The sequence below is a fragment of the Caballeronia sp. S22 genome (assembly GCF_964261745.1).
GTDB classification, from domain to species: Bacteria; Pseudomonadota; Gammaproteobacteria; order Burkholderiales; family Burkholderiaceae; genus Caballeronia; species Caballeronia jiangsuensis.
Genome location: NZ_OZ180039.1, coordinates 122,398 through 140,555, shown reverse-complemented (window position 1 = coordinate 140,555; position 18,158 = coordinate 122,398). Strand labels below are relative to the sequence as shown.

General features: G+C 61.4%; 15 protein-coding genes and 2 pseudogenes. 2 read left to right on the top strand and 15 right to left on the bottom strand.

The genetic code is table 11. The features are described 5' to 3' along the window. Window positions 1–87: 87 nt before the first annotated feature. Complete coding sequence (locus ACEN42_RS32450; RefSeq protein WP_371882781.1) at window positions 88–984, top strand: LysR family transcriptional regulator; 897 nt, start codon at window positions 88–90, stop codon at window positions 982–984. Between the two features lie 15 nt (window positions 985–999). On the opposite strand, the gene ACEN42_RS32445 is transcribed toward ACEN42_RS32450, so the two are convergent. The 13 genes and pseudogenes from ACEN42_RS32445 to ACEN42_RS32385 form a co-directional block, all read right to left on the bottom strand. Continuing rightward, window positions 1,000–2,298 (bottom strand): MFS transporter, encoded by a 1,299-nt coding sequence (locus ACEN42_RS32445; protein ID WP_187609085.1) that lies wholly within the window; start codon window positions 2,296–2,298, stop codon window positions 1,000–1,002. Between the two features lie 254 nt (window positions 2,299–2,552). After that, complete coding sequence (locus tag ACEN42_RS32440; protein ID WP_371882780.1) at window positions 2,553–3,992, bottom strand: short-chain fatty acid transporter; 1,440 nt, start codon at window positions 3,990–3,992, stop codon at window positions 2,553–2,555. A gap of 100 nt (window positions 3,993–4,092) precedes the next feature. Continuing rightward, window positions 4,093–5,208, bottom strand: coding sequence for a Rieske 2Fe-2S domain-containing protein (locus ACEN42_RS32435; RefSeq protein ID WP_371882779.1), 1,116 nt, complete (start codon window positions 5,206–5,208; stop codon window positions 4,093–4,095). 94 nt (window positions 5,209–5,302) lie between these two features. Then, window positions 5,303–6,199 carry a 2Fe-2S iron-sulfur cluster-binding protein gene (locus ACEN42_RS32430; protein ID WP_371882778.1) on the bottom strand — a complete coding sequence of 299 codons (897 nt, stop codon included), beginning with the start codon at window positions 6,197–6,199 and terminating at the stop codon, window positions 5,303–5,305. Then, window positions 6,093–7,469: an MFS transporter gene (locus ACEN42_RS32425; protein ID WP_371882777.1), complete on the bottom strand. Its 1,377-nt coding sequence runs from the start codon at window positions 7,467–7,469 to the stop codon at window positions 6,093–6,095. The genes ACEN42_RS32430 and ACEN42_RS32425 overlap by 107 nt, the downstream gene beginning before the upstream one ends. A 25-nt stretch (window positions 7,470–7,494) precedes the next feature. Further along, window positions 7,495–8,724, bottom strand: coding sequence for an MFS transporter (locus tag ACEN42_RS32420; RefSeq protein WP_371882776.1), 1,230 nt, complete (start codon window positions 8,722–8,724; stop codon window positions 7,495–7,497). Next, window positions 8,721–10,001: an MFS transporter gene (locus tag ACEN42_RS32415; RefSeq protein ID WP_371883210.1), complete on the bottom strand. Its 1,281-nt coding sequence runs from the start codon at window positions 9,999–10,001 to the stop codon at window positions 8,721–8,723. The genes ACEN42_RS32420 and ACEN42_RS32415 overlap by 4 nt, the downstream gene beginning before the upstream one ends. Further along, window positions 10,001–11,044: an amidohydrolase gene (locus ACEN42_RS32410; protein WP_371882775.1), complete on the bottom strand. Its 1,044-nt coding sequence runs from the start codon at window positions 11,042–11,044 to the stop codon at window positions 10,001–10,003. The genes ACEN42_RS32415 and ACEN42_RS32410 overlap by 1 nt, the downstream gene beginning before the upstream one ends. A 1-nt stretch (window position 11,045) precedes the next feature. Continuing rightward, window positions 11,046–12,197 carry a porin gene (locus ACEN42_RS32405; RefSeq protein WP_371882774.1) on the bottom strand — a complete coding sequence of 384 codons (1,152 nt, stop codon included), beginning with the start codon at window positions 12,195–12,197 and terminating at the stop codon, window positions 11,046–11,048. A gap of 52 nt (window positions 12,198–12,249) precedes the next feature. Next, a pseudogene (locus tag ACEN42_RS32400) lies at window positions 12,250–13,471 on the bottom strand (MFS transporter). Between the two features lie 114 nt (window positions 13,472–13,585). Then, the gene (locus ACEN42_RS32395) at window positions 13,586–14,512 is read right to left on the bottom strand and encodes an SMP-30/gluconolactonase/LRE family protein (RefSeq protein WP_371882773.1); all 927 of its coding nucleotides are present in this window, start codon (window positions 14,510–14,512) and stop codon (window positions 13,586–13,588) included. A 20-nt stretch (window positions 14,513–14,532) separates the two neighbouring features. Next, the gene (locus ACEN42_RS32390) at window positions 14,533–15,477 is read right to left on the bottom strand and encodes an NAD(P)-dependent oxidoreductase (RefSeq protein ID WP_371882772.1); all 945 of its coding nucleotides are present in this window, start codon (window positions 15,475–15,477) and stop codon (window positions 14,533–14,535) included. Next, on the bottom strand, window positions 15,477–16,169 hold the full coding sequence (locus ACEN42_RS32385; RefSeq protein ID WP_187609366.1) for an RraA family protein: 693 nt from the start codon (window positions 16,167–16,169) through the stop codon (window positions 15,477–15,479). Before ACEN42_RS32385 ends, ACEN42_RS32390 begins: the two co-directional genes overlap by 1 nt. A gap of 200 nt (window positions 16,170–16,369) precedes the next feature. Here ACEN42_RS32385 and ACEN42_RS32380 point away from each other — a divergent pair, with 200 nt between their 5' ends. Then, the gene (locus tag ACEN42_RS32380) at window positions 16,370–17,083 is read left to right on the top strand and encodes an IclR family transcriptional regulator (RefSeq protein ID WP_238210594.1); all 714 of its coding nucleotides are present in this window, start codon (window positions 16,370–16,372) and stop codon (window positions 17,081–17,083) included. A 31-nt stretch (window positions 17,084–17,114) separates the two neighbouring features. Here the strand turns inward: ACEN42_RS32380 and ACEN42_RS32375 are convergent, their stop codons facing one another. Together ACEN42_RS32375 and ACEN42_RS32370 are read right to left on the bottom strand one after the other, a co-directional pair. Then, window positions 17,115–17,351 (bottom strand): hypothetical protein, encoded by a 237-nt coding sequence (locus tag ACEN42_RS32375; RefSeq protein WP_371882771.1) that lies wholly within the window; start codon window positions 17,349–17,351, stop codon window positions 17,115–17,117. Window positions 17,352–17,505: 154 nt separating this feature from the next. Continuing rightward, window positions 17,506–18,127, bottom strand: a pseudogene (locus tag ACEN42_RS32370) (tyrosine-type recombinase/integrase). Window positions 18,128–18,158: the final 31 nt, after the last annotated feature.

Here is an 18,158-nt window from a genome sequence, read left to right as displayed (position 1 = left end):
GCGCGCCGCGCCGGATAGCGAGACTTTCCGATCGCGCATCATCGAAATAAGCGATGAAGTGATGCCGCCCAACCGCCATGAAGAGCAATGGACATTCGACAACTGGAGACCTTTCTGCGCATCGTGGATACGGGCAGTTTCGCCGCCGCCGCGCAAACGCTCAACGCGACGCAATCGACCGTTTCCGCGCGCATTCGCGAGCTCGAACGCTCGCTCGGCGTCGATCTGTTCGATCGCAGCCAGCATCGCGCGCGGCTCACGGCGAAGGGGCAAGACCTCGTTGTATCGGCGCGCGAGATCGTCGCGCTGGCATCGCGCGTGAGGCATCGTATCGGCGATAAGGACGCGCTCACGGGCACGGTGCGACTCGGCGTCGTGGGGCTCGTCGCGATTACGTGGCTGCCGAAGTTGATGGGCGCATTGCGCGAGCGCTATCCGAATCTCGCGGTCGTGCTCGATATGGGTCTGACGGCGACGCTCGTCGACAAGCTGCGCAACGGTGATCTCGATCTCGCGCTCGTGACGGGCCCGGTCGTGGAAAGCGGGCTTCAAGCCATTTCGCTCGGCTACGACGAATTCGTCTGGATGTGCTCGCCCGCGCTTGCCGTGCCCGCGCGCAAGCTATCGCCCGCCGAGCTCGCGACGTGGCCTGTGCTGGGCTTGTCGTCGCAATCGCATCACTATCCGGTCATCGAACGATGGTTCCGCGATGCGAACGCCGATTATCGTCCGGTCATCTCGTGCAACAACGTGCGCGTGCTCGCGGAGTTGACCGTATCGTGTCTGGGCGTGAGCCTCTTGCCACGCGCGTCGTATCACGCGGAAATCGCGGCGGGCAAGCTGCGCGTCATCGATACCGCACCGCAGATCGGTCCGGTGCAGTTCGTCGCGCTGCATCGGCATACGACGACAGATCCCGTCGTCGCGGCCGTGGCCGAGCTCGCGCTGGAGACGAGCGAGTTCGAACGGCCGGGCAATGCGTGATCGCGCTGTGTCGGCTCAAGGCAACGCGGTCCGGGGCTCGCCCGAAGGCCGCGCGAACATGCGGAAGGTCGCGAACAACGCGATCAGCGCGGCGAACGAGAGCCACAACGCAGGCACCGCCCGATTCTGCGTGACCTGAATCAACGCGGTACAAATGAACGGCGTGAAGCCGCCGAAGATGGCCTGCGCGAGACTCCATACGAGCGAGAATCCCGTGCCGCGAATGCTCGCGGGCATGATCTCCGTAAGCGCGACCACCATGCCTGCCTGATACGAGCCGTAGATCATCGCGTACCACATCTCCACGGCGAGCAAGCGCGTGAAACTGGGCGCCTGCACGAGCCATAACATCGCTGGATAGGCGGTAAGAATCACGAGCACCGCGCATACGGTGAGCACGGCCCGCCGCCCGACCCTGTCCGAAATCGCGCCGACGATAGGCAGCATCGTGAAGTTGATGATGCCGACAGCCATCGTCACGAGAAAGGAATCGATGGCGGGCAGGTGAAGCACGCGCGAGCCGTAAGTCGGCGTGTAAGCGGTGATGAGATTGAACATGACGGCGGTGAGCGTCACCAGCATGATCGCCCCGCCGATGAGACGCGCGTTGTCTCGCAGCGACGCAAAGATCTCCTTGCTCGTCGGATGCCGCGCGCGCGATTCGAACTCTTTCGTTTCTCGCAGACGGCGGCGAATCATGAAAAGCACGGGAATGATAAGACAGCCGATCATGAACGGAATGCGCCAGCCCCAGCTATTCATCTGTTCGGCCGTGAGCGTGAAGCGCAGGCCCACGCCGAGCACCGCTGCAAACACCACCGCCGCCTGTTGGCTCGCCGATTGCCAGCTGACGAAGAAGCCGCGTCGTCCCGGCGGCGCGATTTCCGCGAGATACACCGACACGCCGCCGAGTTCCGCGCCCGCGGAAAAGCCCTGCAACAAGCGCCCCAGCACGACGATGATCGGCGCGGCAATGCCGATTGTGTCGTAGCCCGGCACGAAGGTGATCATCAACATGCCGACCGACATCAGCGCGAGCGTAAGCAAGAGGCCCGCACGCCGTCCGCGCCGGTCGATGTAGGAACCGAGCACGAGCGCACCGATCGGCCGCATCAGAAAGCCGACGCCGAATGTAGCGAACGACAGCATCAGCGAGACGAATTCGTTGCCGCGCGGAAAGAGCGCCTGGGAGATCGAAAGCGCGTAGAAACCGTAGACGGAGAAGTCGTACATCTCCAGGAAATTGCCGCTCGTGACGCGCAAGATCGTTCGTGCCGATGCCTCGTGCGCTTTACCCGATGTGCCTGATTGCATGACGTGCGTCTCCATTTGATTCGCGCTCTCTGCTCGCAGCCCTCTTGTTCGACCACATTCTGCGACGGACCGAGCATCGTGTAAACCACATTTTGAATGTAGAGTCCTATGTTATAGGACGAATGGGCTTATCTGTCCGATACGAGCGCGCCATCTCGACGAAGTTGATAGGCATCCCATCGAATGCTAAAAATGCCGATGCCCGCGCGGGTGTGAAGCGCGCGGGCATCGAACGGATCAGTGAAATAACCGGACTACGTGCCCGCCCACACCGGCACGACGAACAGATACACGAAGCCGAGCAGCGATCCCGCCGTCAGAAAGATAACCAGCGTGAAGCCCAGCACGCGCTGCACGCCGACGCCCGCGATGGCGACGACCGGAATCGCCCAGAACGGCTGCAACAGACTGCCTGCCATTTCGCCCGCGGCAATCGCCATCGACGTGCCCGGCAAGGACGCGCCGAGCTGCATGGCGGCGGGGATCGTGAACGGCCCCTGCACCGCCCAGTGACCGCCGCCGCTCGGAATGAACAACGTAATCACGCCCGATGCGAGATAGCTCAGGAACGGCAAGGTCGTGCTCGAAGCAACGTGAATGTAGGCATGCGCGACGGTTTCATCGAGTGCGGTCGCGCTCATGATGCCCATGATTCCGCCATAGAACGGATACTGCAGCAACATCGGCCCCGTGACCTTCGCGGCCTCCGTCACCGCGCCGACATACCGCCGCGGACTGCCGTGCAGACACAATCCTGCGAGCAGAAAGATAAAGATGACCGTGTTGATGTCCAGGCTCACGCCGTGACGCGTCCACTGGATTGCCAGGTAGCCCACGCCCGCGAGCACAAAAAACAGGGCGCAGATGCGCGAGCGTTCGAGCCGGCCTGCGAAGGTCCCGGCGCGCGAATCGTCAGTATCGTCGACCTTCTTGTCTTCCGCTTCGAGCAACGCGGCGTCGGCGGCGATCACGTCTTTATCGGCGGGACGCATGAGGATGAAAACGACCGGAATCAGCACCATTGCAGCGATGCCCGCGAGCAGGTTCCATCCTGCGAACACCGTATGCGCGAGCGGCACCGCCGAGTGCGTATGTTGCTCGACGATATTGAGCGGATTGCCCGGCGACGCGATAGAGAGCGCTATCGAACTCGACATGCCGGTGAACGCCCACAGCACCCATGAGCTATACGCGGCGGCCACGAGCCATGCGAAGTCCACGCGCACCTGCCGCGCGACTTGCTTGGACAACAATGCGCCGACGACCAGGCCGAAGCCCCAGTTCAGGAACGTCGCGACAGCCCCGACGCCGAACACGAGCAGCACGGCGGAAACCGGCCCCACCGCGAGCTTGCTCACGCTGCGCAAGCCCGACTTGATGAGCGGCGCGCTCGCGAGCGCATAGCCTGTGACGAGCACGAGCACCATCTGGAACGCGAAGGTGAAGATGCCGAAAATGCCTTTGTACCAGCCGGTCAGGATCACTTCGGGCGTGCCCTTCGGTGCGAAGACGAGCGCGAGACACGCAACCATCGCCGTGAGCAGAATGACGATGACGAACGGATCCGGCATCACGCGTTCGAACAGATACACGCACGAAGACACCGCTCGCTGCAACAGGGTCTTGCCTTCGTCCGGATGATCGGGGACGGCTTGAGGCCTCACCGCCAGCGGCGGGGAATCATGGGTTTCCATCGTGTGTCTCCTGAACCGGGGTCGATGCTCTCTCGTATGGAGCCTTGTTTTCAGGCCTTTCACGCGGGATGGCGGGTAAAGGCGGCAGTGACCTAAAGATTTACGCCATCGCAGATTCGTTCGCGGGCGCACTCTTTCCTGCCAGGCTGATCTGAAGCTCGCGCTCCTTGCGCTGCAGACCGACGAGAATCTGACGGGCGCGGCGCAATGCCTTGTCGGTCTTGAGAAAGAGTTCGGAATAGCCATCGTCCGGGTATTCCATCATCCGTTGCTGCCGCTCCAGCGCCCATTGATCCTGCGCGACGACCGCAGGGAACATCTCCGCGACCTTCTTCGCGGTGGGCATGTTCGCATCGCTCAATGTGGTGTGCCAATTCTTGCACGACACGTTCCAACGCCACACGAGGTTGCGTTCATCGACCGGCAAGTGGAGATGCAGGAGCGTATACCCGCGTTCCTTGTCCGTGCCAAGTTCTCCCTCGGGCGCGACGCGCATCACCACGCGCGTGAGTCCGGGCGTGACCATGCAATGTGTGTGAACGCGCTCCACTTCGTCATACAGAAACCATTCCTTCAGATACGGCGGCTGCCGATAGCCATGCACGTGGCGCGTCGTACGCACGAATGTGTAGCCTTCGCTGTCGCCTTCTTCGAGGTCCACCGGAATCCTGCTGTTTTCCTTATCGCCGATATTGCCGTCGTGTAGCGGATAAAAGTGCGTGATATCCAGCAGATTTTCGATCAGCAATAAATAATTTGCGGGCACGTAAAGCGGTTCGGGCGAGCCGATCGACAGGTTCTCCGCATCGGTGACCTCGGGCGTGCGCGGCGGCTCACAGCGCTGCGAAGCCGCGATGTTGCCCGGCCAGATCCAGACCACGCCGTCCTGTTCGCGCACGGGCACGACGCTCAGGCGCGCTTGCGGTGGAATCGGCTTGTCGGGTGCGGACGGAATCGCCACGCACTGGCCCGCCGCGTCGTAGCACAAGCCGTGATACGCGCATTCGAGCTGACCGTTATCGAGCAGCCTGCTTTGTGAAAGCGGAAAGCGCTTGTGGCAGCAGCGATCGTCGAACGCGACGACATCGCCGCTCTCGGCTCGCCACATCACAATGGGGCGATTGACGATCTTATGCCCCTGCAACTGGCCGATAGCAAACTCCGACGAAAAGCCGATCGGATACCAGCAATCTTTCACATATTCGAATGTGCTCATGACGCGCATCCTCTTTCTCGATGAGTGGGGAACGTTGAGTCGAGCGGAACCAGTCGCTCCGCGTGTTCTTACTGAAACCGCTTGAAAAGGCGTTTCAAAGATCGAGCACCAGCTTCGGCGACTTCGAACGCGAGCAGCAGATCATGACGAATTCCTCGCGGTCCTCGTCGTCGAGCACGGTGTCGCGATGCAGCGGTTCGCCCGCGAGATAGCGCGTCATGCACGTGCCGCAATACCCTTCGCAACACGACGTATCGACTTCCACGCCGTTGGCGCGCATGACATCGACGATGGTTTCGCCCGGTGGCACCGTGAGGATTTTTTGCGAGCGCCGCAGTTCGATATCGAAGGGTGTCTCGGTTTCGGTCGCTGCCTCGCTTTCCTTGATCGCGCCGCTTGCGGAAAAGCGTTCGCAATGACGCGTGCCCGCGGGCCAATGCGCACTGGCGGCTTCGATCGCGTCCATGAAACGGCCGGGGCCGCAGTAGTAGAGATGCGTATCGGCGGGCCGTCTTTCGAGCGTCGATACGAGATCGAGTCCATTGCGCGGATCGCCGTTATCGAAGTGCAGCGAGACATCGCCGCGGTCGATGAGCGTCTTCAGGCGATCGAGAAACGCGGCACGTTGCGAGCTGCGCGCGCAATAGAAGAGATGGAACGGTTCGCCGCGCTTTCGCACTTCCGCGATCATCGCCATGACCGGCGTGATGCCGATTCCACCGGCGATAAACACATGTCTGCGCGCCGATTTCGAAAGCGCGAAGTGATTGCGCGGCGCTGAAACAAAGAGCTTATGGCCCGCTCGCAATGTGTCGTGCATCGCGACCGACCCGCCGCGCCCCGCCGGATCGCGCAGCACGGCGACCACATAGCGATCTCGTTCGTCAGGCGAATTGCAGAGCGAATATTGTCGAATGGTTGCGTCGGGAAGGTGCACGTCGATATGCGCACCCGCCGTGAACGCGGGCAAGGGCTCGCCATCGGCGCTCACGAATTCGAATGCGTTGATGTCGTCGGCCAGCGAGGTAATGGACTTCAGCGTGACGTACAGTTTCTTCTGCCGTTCGTCGTCCGGACGAGCAACCGCCTCCTCGCGCGTCGCCGCCGAGAAGGTTGGCGATCGCGTTGATGGTCGCGAGGCCCGCTGCAACCGCGCTGTTCGACAACATGTCCGTGGCAAGCGCCCAGAATGGCCCTTTGAAGGAGTAAGCACCCACGAGCACTGCGCACAGCATGAAAATCGTCGGCACGAGCGAGCCGCTCAGCGAGGTTGCAAACAGCCCGCCACCAATCAGAAGCATCGGCACGACAGTGTGCCAGCGACGTTCTCCCGAACGGTCGGAACGGCGACCCCAATAGACCATCAGGACAGATGCCACTGCGTAGGGAATCGAATTGATGAGACCCGTTTGCATGACTGACAGACCGAACGACTTCAGCAACTGAGGCTGCCATACCGACAACGTGCTGCCGGCAGCCGAAGCGCAGGTATCAACGAGCGCCAGACACAACACATAGCGATTGCGAAAGAGCTTCGTCAGCGGCATGTCGAGCACCTTCTTGGGTGCCTTGGTCTCACTGGCGAGCGCATCGACGAGCCACTGCCGTTCGTCGTCCTGGAGCCACTTTGCATCAGCAGGTTTGTTCGTCAGGACAAACAGGCAGACAACGCCGAGCAGCACCGTGGGAATGCCTTCGAGGATGAAGAGCCAGTGCCAGCCGCGCATCCCCCAAAACCCGTCCATCTGCAGCAGCGCCGCGGAAATGGGTGAGCCGATGAAGCTCGCGGCCGGAATCGCGACCATGAACGTGGCGACAATGCGCGCCCGATATGAAGCAGGAATCCAGTACGACAGATACAGCAACACGCCCGGAAAGAATCCGGCCTCGGCCGCGCCGAGCAAAAAGCGAAGGATGTAGAACGTCGTTGCGTTGTGCACCAGCGCCGTTGCCGCCGAGACGATGCCCCACGTAATCATGATGCGGGCAATCCAGATGCGGGCGCCGTACTTTTGCAGCGCCATATTGCTCGGCACTTCGCAGAAGAAGTACGAGATGAAGAACAGGCTGCTGCCGAATCCGAACACCCTCGCCGACATGCCGAGGTCATGATTCATCTGCAAGGACGCCATGCCCACGTTGCCGCGGTCGATGAACGCCAGCAGGTAGCAGATCATCAGGAAGGGAATCAGCCGCCATACGACCTTCCGTATGGTGCGGCGCTCAATGTCCGATTTCGCCATGACACCGGTAGCTTGCATGTTTGTCTCCACTCTATTTTGCGCCTCAGCGCTGTTCCTTGATTCGTTGCCATGCGGCGATGGAAATGACACCTACTGCGAGCACCACGGCCATCGCCGCAAATGTGTGCCGCACACCCAGCGCTTCGGATACCGTCCCGACGAGCAGGTAACCGAACGGCATCGTCCCGTTGTAGGCCATGCCATACATGCCCACGAGTCCGCCGCGCACGTGTTCCGGGCACTGTCGCTGGATCGTTGCGTTCGTCGAGGTCGCGGCGAAGGTGAGGCTGAAGCCCAGGATAAAAAACGCCGGCATGGACGCGGCGGCGGCATCGGTCGTCGCGAGGACCATCAAAGCAGCAATGGCCGACCACGGCGCCCATGCGATGAACCGAGCCGATGCACGCGGCCCGAGCGCCGACGACAACAGCACCGCCGAACTCAGCGAGCCGGCGCCCGCGCACGCGAAGAACACGCCGGTGAAGCGCGCGGCGTCGTGGAACGCTTTGTCCGCAAGCAGCGGAACCAGCGTTTGATAGCTCGCCGCGAACAAACCGATGCACGCGAGAATCGGCAAGTAGCGCGCTGAAAAAGCGTCGGACATGACATAGCCGACGGCGTCACGCAGGCTGCTTTCAGCGCGAGACGGTGTAGCCTTATCGGACAGGGGGATCGAGCGCACGCAGGTCGCCATGAAGCAAAGCGCCACGGCGTAGATGGCGAACGATACGCGCGGTCCGAGCGTCGGATAGACGAAGCCCGCGATCGTTGGCCCGACCATCCGCCCGACGTTGTAGACCATGGTGTTCATCGCCACGGCGTTGGACGTGAGGGTTCCGTCTCGCAGGCTCGTCAGCAGCAGGACCTGGCGCGCGGGGACTTCTACGGCGCTCGAAACGCCGATTGCCAGAGCATGCGCGAGGATCAGCTTGACACCCAACACGCCCAGCGTCGACAAAGTAATCAGGCTGACGGTCAGAACGAGCGACACCGTCAACACGCAAAGCGTGACACGCCTCGCGTTCTCGGAACGAATCCGCGAACCTGCAATCGGCGCGACGACCAACTGCGGTCCGTACAGGAGGAAGTTCAGCAGAGCAAGAATCGCCGCCGAACCCGACAGGTGATAAACGAGCAGATTCAACGTCACGTTCTGCGTCCAGCTGCCCAGAACAGATGCGACTTGCCCGCTGAGATATCGCCGCAGCGCCGGCTCGGTCAGCGCGGGAAAAAGCCGGCTGACGATGCCCGATGACCGTGCGGCCGTGTTCATGAAAGCGCCTTGCCCCGCGTCTCAGGCGCGAAGAACACAACAATGGCCGCCGCGATGAACGCGACGATCGTCGTCGAAAGCCCGAGAACGAAGCCACCCGACGTCGACGCCAGCGTGCCGATGACCAATGGCGCGATGAAGCCGCCGAGTCGCCCGCCGTTGTAGGCGAGCCCCATGAAGAACCCTCTCGACGCCGTATTCCCGATAATCTCCGCGAGAAATGGCCCCGCACCCGCGAAGATGCCGTTCACGCTGAAGCCGGTGAAGAAGATCGCCACCATCAGAACCAGTGCGCTCGACGACATGATGTAGCCGAACACCGCCGCCGCGCCGACGAGCAGATAGGCCATGAACATCGGCCGGCGGCCGAGACGATCCACGAAGGCCGAGAACAACAGAAAACCGCTGATTGCGCCGAACTGAAGGGCGAAAACGAACTTGAGGCTATGTACGAAATCCAGGTGCTTGACCGCGACGAGAAACGTCGGCGTCCAGGTGAACACGCCCCAGTACAGGTACTGGAGAAAGAAGATGAACGTGAACGCCGTCAAGAGACCACGAACGTTGAGCGCTTCGTCGGCCGGTGCTTTTCGCATCACGGGTTGAGCATTCGCGCGTTTGCGTTCAAGCCAGATCGGCGACTCGGGCGTTTTGCGTGCGACAAAGAAGAGGATGAAAAACGGTAGCGCGCCGATCAAAAACAACACTCGCCAGCCGTTGCCGCCCAAGCCGTCATTGACGCTTGCGACGATGCTCGAAATCGTGATGGCGAGAATCGCGCCAATCGGCAAGCCCATCTGCATGAGCGCACCGCCCTTGCCCCGACGGCTCGCGTGCCAGGTTTCGGCAATCAGTGCCGCACCGGCAGTCCACGTTCCGCCCATCCCCAACGCGCCGAAAAAGCGGATGGTGGCGAACCAGTGTTCGTTCGGTGCGAACGCGAGCAGCCCCGAAAATAGCGAATAAATGCCGATGCACAGCATGGCCGTGCGCACGCGCCCGAGCCGGTCCGACACGTAGCCGAACAAAATCCCGCCGATGATCTGCCCCGCCGCTGTGATGCTCGTGAACAGCCCGAGCTGAGCTTTTGAGAGTCCGAACTGTAGGGCGAGCGTCGGCAGAAGAAGCGACAGCAGGAACGAGTCGTAGCTCTCGAACGTCCATCCGAGTCCCGCAAGGGAAAGCGACCGCCATTCGACGCGGGTGATGTCCTTGTAGCGCTTTGCCTCGACCTCGTTATCGGGTCGAATCTGCGCAAGGCTCGCGCTTGTCTTCATCATTTGTCTCCGTGAAGTGACAGTCGGTAAGTCGCCGCCGCGGTTTTGCTAAAGAGCGCTGCCTTCTCTTGCAGCGTCATCGAACCAGCTAGTCTCTTAAAGGCGTTCCACACGATGCCGTAGCCGAACATGCCCTTATCAACGGGAAAGTTGCTCTCGAACATGCAGCGCTCGACGCCGAACAATTCGATGCACGTATCGAAGTACGGTCGCCACGCGGCGGCGAGATCCTCGGAAGAAGGCGGTAAGTCGTGGCGCGCGAAATCGAAGCCGAATACGCTCATGCCGGCGCCGCCGAGCTTGATACGTGTATTCGGCAGAGTCGCCAGACGTGCAAGGCCGCGTTTCCAGTCGGCGAATACCTGCTCACGCTTGCCTTCGTGCGGCCCGACGCCGACCGGTCCTCCAAAGTGGTCGATGACGACCGTCACATCCGCTGCAGCGCGAGCCAGCTCGTACAACTCCCCCAACTGCGTGTGATACACCCACGCGTCGAGCGATAGACCGAAGCGGGCCAACGTCTTCACGCCGCGCTGGAAAGCTGAATCGAGCATCAGATCGCGCGGCGGCGTAACCGGACTCGAACTCACCTCGGGACTCTCATGCCACGCCAGCGGATTGCGAATGCCGCGTAACCGCCCGCCCGAAACCTCCAGCATCGTTTCAAGCACGTTCTCGAGCGTGTCGCCGAGCGTGAGATCCGCACCGCCAACGATGGCCTCGCAACCGCGCGTCGGCCCATACCCTCCACTTGCGAACATCGCCGCCATGCCGCTAGCGAATTCGATCTCGCCAATAGGTTTCATCGACTCGGGACCGTCGTGACGCAGCATGGAACGACATTGCACATAGACGGTCGATACGACTCGATGACCGCATCGCACATCCTTGCCGAACTCGTCGGTCAGGTATCGGCCTGTCTGACGATCCCAAAGATGGTGATGCGCATCGACGATGGGTAGCTCGGGCTCGAGGACCGGCTCCTCGCGCAATGCAAGCCAGTCTTCGCGGACGGGCAAATGAGGGGCATGGACGATTTGCACGTCAGAATTTCTGGCGAAGGCCGACGGTGACGCCGGTCTGGTTATGGCCCGCTGCGACCGTGCCGTAGCCGTTCACGCCGAGCGCCGAATTGTCCTTGTTGTGCGCGTAGGCGACGGTCGCGTACAGGTCCGTACGTTTCGACAGGAAGTAGTCCGCGTTAAGAACGGCGAGCCACGGATCCGCGCCCGTCGAATGAACGTCGTGGTAGTAGCCGGCAGCAGTCAGCTGGAACGACGGCGTGATCAGATACTGCGCACCGAGCCAGTAGAGATTTGCGGCATTGGCATCCGAGCCGTTGGCGACTGCGATCGGATTCGCCGGCAGGAATGCATTCGACGCACGCAGATAGCGATAGCCGGCGTAGGCCGTCACGGGCCCGAAGTTGTAGCTCGCAGCGGCCAGTGCCCGACGTTCGGTGCTCGTGTTGGTGGCGACCGTGTTGCTGTTGCGTTGCTCGTAGACGGCGGTCGCGGCGACCGGGCCGCTGGCATACGTCAGGGCGCCGCTGAAGAACCGGCCGGTGATGAGCGCGCCGGGCACTTCGGCACCGTATCCTGTGTCATAGCGCGTGCTATACATCGCCTGGGCCGTCACTGGGCCAAACTTTCCCGTGTACTTAACGGAATTGTCGATGCGCGCGGCCAGCGCATAGTCGAGCGAAAGCGCGGAGTAGCGGGACGACACGCCCATCGGGTCGAACACGATCGACTGTTCATAGATAAGGGCGTTCTGCCGACCCAACGTCAACTGCTGGCCCTTGTAGGAAAGCCCGACCCATGCCTGGCGGCCGAAAAGCCGGCTGGTCGTCGTCGGATTCGCGCCGAGGCCGCGCGTCGATTGCGCGGTCGTGCCGTCGTTGATGTTGAAACCGTTCTCCAACTGGAAGATGGCCTTCACGCCGCCGCCCAGATCCTCGACGCCTTTCAGGCCCCAGCGTGAGCCGGACAGATTGCCCGACACTTCCCTGACCTGCGATCCTCCCGCCGTCGTGTTGTTGAGGAATTCGACGCCGACATCGGCAATGCCATAAAGCGTCACGCTGCTTTGCGCATGCGCCAGGTTGGATCCGAATACCAGACTTGCCGCTGCGACGGCGCCAAGCGAGAAGCTAGTGTTGAGGTTGGCTTTCTTGGGAGCCTTCTTCAAAGACATGGTGTCTCCAGACAGTGGGTAATAGATTTTGTTTGTTCGACGCGCGTGTTTTCTAATGCGTCGCCGATGCCTCGCCTGCATTGGCGCCGGGATCGCCAAGCCATGCGATGGTCCCCGCACCGACGAGCATCACTGCCGCAATGGCGAACAACGGAACAGTGAAACCGCCTGACATCTGTTTGAGTGCACCGATCATCGACGGGCCGACGAAGCCGCCGAGATTGCCGACCGACACGATCAATGCGAGACCTCCCGCCGCCGCCCGGCCCGTAAGAAAGCCAGACGGAATCGCCCAGTAGGTGGCTTGAAACGACAGGATTCCGCTCACCGTGAAGCACAGGCACAGCAGCTTGAGAACGGCGCCGTCAACGTAAGTGCTCAGGCAAAGGGCCGCTGCTGCAACCACCAGCGCGCCTGCAACGTAGGGAATTCGGTTCGCCGCTCGGGCAGCGATTTTTGCCCACAGCAGCATGACCACGGCGCCTGCGACGTAGGGAATCGCGGTCAGCCAGCCGACGACCGAATGCTCGACGCCCAGCTGCTTGATGATCTGCGGCATCCACAGGCCGACGCCGATCGACCCGACGATGCCGCAGAAGTTGATGAACGCAAGCACGAACACGCGCCAGTTGGTCATCGCGTCGCGCAGCTTGTTGCCGTGCTTGGCACCAATGTCGCGTTGCTCCGCCGACAACCTCCGGGCAAGCGCGGCCTTCTCGTCGTAGCCCATGCATGCCGCCCAGTTGCAGCAGCGCGCCGGAGATGGGCGAGCCGATGATATTGGCCACCGGAATACCGACGAGAAAAGCTGCCGTCACTTTGGCGCGCCACTTTCCCGGGAACCAGTGCGTGAAATACAGATAGATGCCGGGTGTGAAGCCGGCCTCGGCCAGCCCAAGGAGAAAGCGCGCCGCTGCGAAGCTCTTCGGACCGACGACGAAGGCCGTCGCCATCGAGAGGATTCCCCACGAAATCATGATGCGGGCGATCCAGATGCGCGCACCGACCTTCTGCATGATGAGATTGCTGGGAATCTCGAACAAAAAATACCCGATGAAGAACATGCCCGCGCCGAACCCGAACTGCTCAGCCGTCAAGCCGAGGTCTTTGTTCATGGTCAGCGCCGCAAACCCGACGTTCGTTCTGTCGAGGTAGCTAATGACGTAGCACGCAAAGATAAAAGGCAATATCCGCCGGAAGACTTTCGCCAGGGTGCGCTCGCTCGCGGCGTACTCCTCGCTGCTGATGCTCTGGACCGGCTTCGTTTCGATCATCGGCGAAGTCTGTGCGCCGTTCACAGTTTGCGACATGTTCATGTGTGCTCCTCCATCGCGCTCTTTTTGGCGCGACGTGTTTCTCTCGTGGCTTGGATGAGTCGAGCGCGCGGACTAGCTCGTCTTCGCTCGCTTGGGCAGTGGGCCGGCGACCGCCATGTCGGCTCGCAGAATCGTTCCGGATACCGATTCGGTCATGAAAAGCGTCTTCATGTCGGCGCCGCCGTAACACAGATTCGTGAGCGAAGCGCCCTCCGGGCTCGTCAGAATCTCGACCGGTTCGGCGCGATGATTCAGCACCCACACGCGGCCAAGCCCAGGATTGGCGACCAGGATGCGTCCGTCGAGATCGACGGTCAGTCCGTCCGGGCCGCTTGGTCCGTACGACGTAAAGAACTGGCCGACCTTGCTCACGGAGCCATCGGCCTGAAGCGGAACGCGCCATACGCAATTGCCACGCGTCATGCCGACAAACAGCACTTTTTCGTCGGGCGACAGCACCAGTCCGTTGGGACTCGGGCAGTTGCCCAGCAGCACGTCCAGCTTGCCGTCTGCCGCGAGCCGATAAACGCGGCCGGTCGGATCGTGCAGCCCTGTCTGTCCCTGATCGGTGAAGTAGAGATTTCCGGCGGAATCGAAGGTCAGGTCGTTCACGCCCCGGAAGCGCTCCGTATTGCGCCGCTCGAGGTAGGGACGAACCTCTCCGCGCGCGATGTCGAGCAGCATCAGCCCGTTGCGATAGTCCGTGATGAGCAGATGGGCATCGTCGAAACGCTTCATTCCGTTTGGCTCACCGTCGTACTTCGCGACGAGTTCCCACTCGCCCGCCAGCGAAATCCTGAAGATGCGACCGTGCGGGATATCGGTCACGAACAGAAAACCGGCCGGATCCCAGACGGGCCCTTCGAGGAAGGAGTCCGTGGACACGCCGCCTCGGTTCGCGCGCGCCCATTCCGTTTGAATGTCCGGCTGACGGAACTTTTGCGGCATGCGCGTGAAGACTTCAGCGGTGCGGACTTCGGGCGATGTGAGATAGAACATGCTTGACCTCTCTTACCGGATCAGGCCACGTTGCGCGCGTTTTCCGCGACCACGGCCAGGACATTCGCTGCCGCGCCCTTGCCCATGTTCACGTACGCGGCATCGCTCACTCCGCCGATGTGCGGCGAAAGGATGACGTTGGGAACGGACTGGAACGGATGCGTCGTCATCGGCTCGACGGCGAAGCTGTCGAGCCCTGCTGCCCGCAATTGACCGCTCGCGAGCGCTTCGATCAAGGCTTCTTCATCGATGAGACCGCCACGCGCGGTGTTGACGAGAATCGCCCCGCGCTTGAATCGGCTCAGCGCTTCACGATTGAGCATTGCGCGGTTCTCCGCGGTGAGCGGGCAATGCAACGAAACGATGTCCGACCTGGAATAGATATCTTCGAGCGACACGAGCTTGACGCCCTCGGGTGTCTCCTTCGCGAACGGGTCAAACGCTTGAACCTGCATGCCGAAAGCAAGACCTGCCTTCGCGACGCGACGGCCGATGGCACCCAGTCCGACAAGTCCGAGCGTGCGTCCTTCGAGTTCGAAGGACTTGTGTGTCGACTTATCCCAGTGACCCGCGCGCATGCGCACATCGAGTTGAGGAACCGATTTCGCGCATGCCAGGATCAGCGCCCACGCGTGCTCGGCCACGGCCGCGGCGTTGGCTCCGGCAGCGGCGCGAACTGCAATGCCGCGTGCCGCTGCGGCTTCCTGGTCGATCACGTCGATGCCGCTGCCGTGCTTGGAGATGACCTGGAGGTTTTCGGCCGCATCCATGATGCGGGCATTGACCTTGCCGTACCGAACGATGATGGCAACCGGCTTGTGCTGTGCGCACAGCGCGACGACGTCGTCTTCCGTCGGCTGCTTGCCGGCGAACACGAGTTCAAAATCGTCGAGCATCTCCAGCGCTTGGGGAGCGAGGTCCGCTGCCGTCACCAGCAGCACGGGCTTGGCAGAATTCGCGGCCATTACAGCACCTCGCCTTCCGCGAGCATGCCCGCCGCGCGGAGTTCCTTCTCGAGCCAGCCGGCACGCGTGTCGCCGTTGCGGATCGCCGCGATACGGGCGGTTTCGGCGTCGAGCTTCTTTTGCGCGAGTTCGACGATGCGCGCAACGTCGTCCTTCGGAATCACGACGACGCCATCAGCGTCGCCGACGATGAGATCGCCCGGATTGACGCTGGCGCCCGCCACCGAAATCGGGAAGTTGACGCGGCCTGCGACGCTTTTGGTCGGTCCGCACGGATTGAGGCCGGCCGAGAATACCGGAAACTCGCCTTGCGCGAGTTCATGTGAGTCGCGCACGGCGGCGTCGATGACGAAGCCCGCGATACCTGTGGCGTGGGCCTGAGTCGCCATGATCTCTCCGATCAGGGCGCAGCTGACGTCGCCCTTTCCATCCACCACGATCACGTCGCCTGGCTTGGCCACGGCGAGCGCTGCATGGATGGCCAGGTTATCGCCCGGCCGCACTTCGACGGTGACGGCGGGTCCCGCTACCTTCATCGTCGGCGCGAGCGGCTTCACGCGGCCGTTGAGCGTGCCGCGGCGGCCCGCCACGTCGGCGAGAATGGCTGCTTGGAACTTGCCAGCGGCCTCCACGAGTTCGGGGCTCACGCGCTCGACACTGCGGTCGATGGAAGAGTTGGACGTCGTGCTCATTTGGAAATCACCCTTGGTTGATGTTGTATCTGGTACAACTGTGGTGTACATGATGAAATTATATTAATCACGGCCTCGGCGCGACGCCATCGGCGTTAACCATTTTACTATGTGCAACAGCGTTGTACTAGATACACCTTCGCCAAGGATGTTTTACTGTGTAAAATGCGACGACGAGACAAGCGACGGGGAGAACAAGCGTGGGAAACGAAGGTGTGGCAGCGGTTGAAAAGGCGCTTTCGCTGCTCGATTGCTTCAAACCAGGTGTGGAGTCGCTTTCATTGGCCGCGCTCGCGCAAGCGTCGGGCATGCACAAGACGACGGTTTATCGGCTGATGAACTCGCTCGAACGGATGGGGTATGTCGTTCGGTCCGAAGCAGGGTCCTATTCTCTGGGTCATCGGGTTCTGTATCTTGGAAAGCTGTACGAGCAGTCTTTCCACCTCTCCACGATCGTCGAACCGATCCTGCACTCCCTTGCCGTCTCGACGAAGGAAAGCGCGTCGTATTACGTCATCGACAAGACGCAGCGCCTTTGCCTTTTCCGAGTGGAGCCGTCTGAAGGTCTGAGAGAGACCAGGCTTGCGGGAACATCCTTGCCTCTGGATGACACGGCGATCAGCCAGGTCCTGAGATACTGGGGACTAGGCGAGCCGCTTTACGAGAAAGCTCCTTCTTTGCCGCTCTTCACTTCAGGCGCGCGAGATGAACATACCGCCGCGTTCGCCACTCCGATTTTTGGAGCATCGGACAAGTTCATGGCCGCCCTCACGCTCTCCGGACCAGCGTCGAGACTTAATGCGGCCCACAAGACCGGCGAGTTGATCGCGCTGCAACTCAACGCGGCCTCCGACCTGTCGCGAAAGCTCGGAGCAAGTATCGCGTTCTGCGAGTTCACTTACGCCATCCGCTAAACCGGCGAGGCCCGACAACGCGGCCATGTACTTATCGAGGCGTGTAGATACGCTGGCAGAACGCACGGCTCGCGCCCAGTGCTCGCGAGAGGTTTGCCGCGGCGACAAGCTGAGGCTCGACGAACTCGCCGGCGACATTGGCCGCTTCGAGCGTCGACGCAGCGCCGGAGAGCGTCAACGCGCCTGCAAATTTGTTCCCAGCCGAGAACACGGGCGTCACGAAAGCGGCCGTGTATGCATCGCGCGAGCCGGACTTGAAGATCGGCAATTGTGGTGGTCGGTCGAAGACGGGCTCGCCGCACCCCTAATGGCTTATGACATCGTGGGTCGCGGTTTGGTCGAAGTCCCTTAGGTGCCTCTAGGAGACTGCGGGCGAATGTCGCTAAGTGGCCGGCAAGCGCACGCTCGCCGGCCGCCGGCTATTAGACTTCCGTCTGCTCGGCCATCTCAAGTGCATCGTCTACGTCGATCCCGAGGTATCGCACCGTGCTTTCAATTTTTGTATGGCCCAACAACAGTTGGACCGCGCGCAGGTTCTCGGTGCGTCGGATAGATCGAGGAGGCTTTCGCGCGTCGCATCGTGTGCGTGCCATACGCAGTGTCATCAAGTCCGATCGACGCGATCCAACGATGAACGATGCGCGCATACTGGCGCGTCGACACATGCGCCGAGGCATGCAGTCGACTTGAAAACAAATAGTCGGCAGGCTTCAATCCCCGCGCCGAAATTCAGGCGGAGACACTTTGACGAGTCTGCTCCGTGATTTCGAACTGCACTTGTCGATGCGTTTTCTGCTGCATGAATGTCGCGCGAGCTACGGCATGACCTCCCATGTAGACGTCCTGCACCTGTAGTCGCGTCAAGTCGCACGCTCGCAGCTTACTGTCGATCGCGAGGTGACGGATGAGCGTCGAGCAGTTGGCAGAACGCCCCTGCCGCACCGCGACTACCTCGCTCACCCTGCACGGTGATCTTGCTGACGCGTACGTAGTCCGCGACCCTTCGGTACCTATGCAATCCGCGAAACCCAAAAATCCGTCCATCGGGGTGAGTCGCCAATCCGCGCTTCAGCCA

Bases quoted from the DNA above. Each gene is read 5' to 3' on its own strand.
- ACEN42_RS32450 (WP_371882781.1), top strand. From the start codon at position 88: ATGGACATTCGACAACTGGAGACCTTTCTGCGCATCGTGGATACGGGC.
- ACEN42_RS32445 (WP_187609085.1), bottom strand. From the start codon at position 2,298: ATGCAATCAGGCACATCGGGTAAAGCGCACGAGGCATCGGCACGAACG.
- ACEN42_RS32440 (WP_371882780.1), bottom strand. From the start codon at position 3,992: ATGGAAACCCATGATTCCCCGCCGCTGGCGGTGAGGCCTCAAGCCGTC.
- ACEN42_RS32435 (WP_371882779.1), bottom strand. From the start codon at position 5,208: ATGAGCACATTCGAATATGTGAAAGATTGCTGGTATCCGATCGGCTTT.
- ACEN42_RS32425 (WP_371882777.1), bottom strand. From the start codon at position 7,469: ATGCAAGCTACCGGTGTCATGGCGAAATCGGACATTGAGCGCCGCACC.
- ACEN42_RS32420 (WP_371882776.1), bottom strand. From the start codon at position 8,724: ATGAACACGGCCGCACGGTCATCGGGCATCGTCAGCCGGCTTTTTCCC.
- ACEN42_RS32415 (WP_371883210.1), bottom strand. From the start codon at position 10,001: ATGAAGACAAGCGCGAGCCTTGCGCAGATTCGACCCGATAACGAGGTC.
- ACEN42_RS32405 (WP_371882774.1), bottom strand. From the start codon at position 12,197: ATGTCTTTGAAGAAGGCTCCCAAGAAAGCCAACCTCAACACTAGCTTC.
- ACEN42_RS32395 (WP_371882773.1), bottom strand. From the start codon at position 14,512: ATGTTCTATCTCACATCGCCCGAAGTCCGCACCGCTGAAGTCTTCACG.
- ACEN42_RS32390 (WP_371882772.1), bottom strand. From the start codon at position 15,477: ATGGCCGCGAATTCTGCCAAGCCCGTGCTGCTGGTGACGGCAGCGGAC.
- ACEN42_RS32385 (WP_187609366.1), bottom strand. From the start codon at position 16,169: ATGAGCACGACGTCCAACTCTTCCATCGACCGCAGTGTCGAGCGCGTG.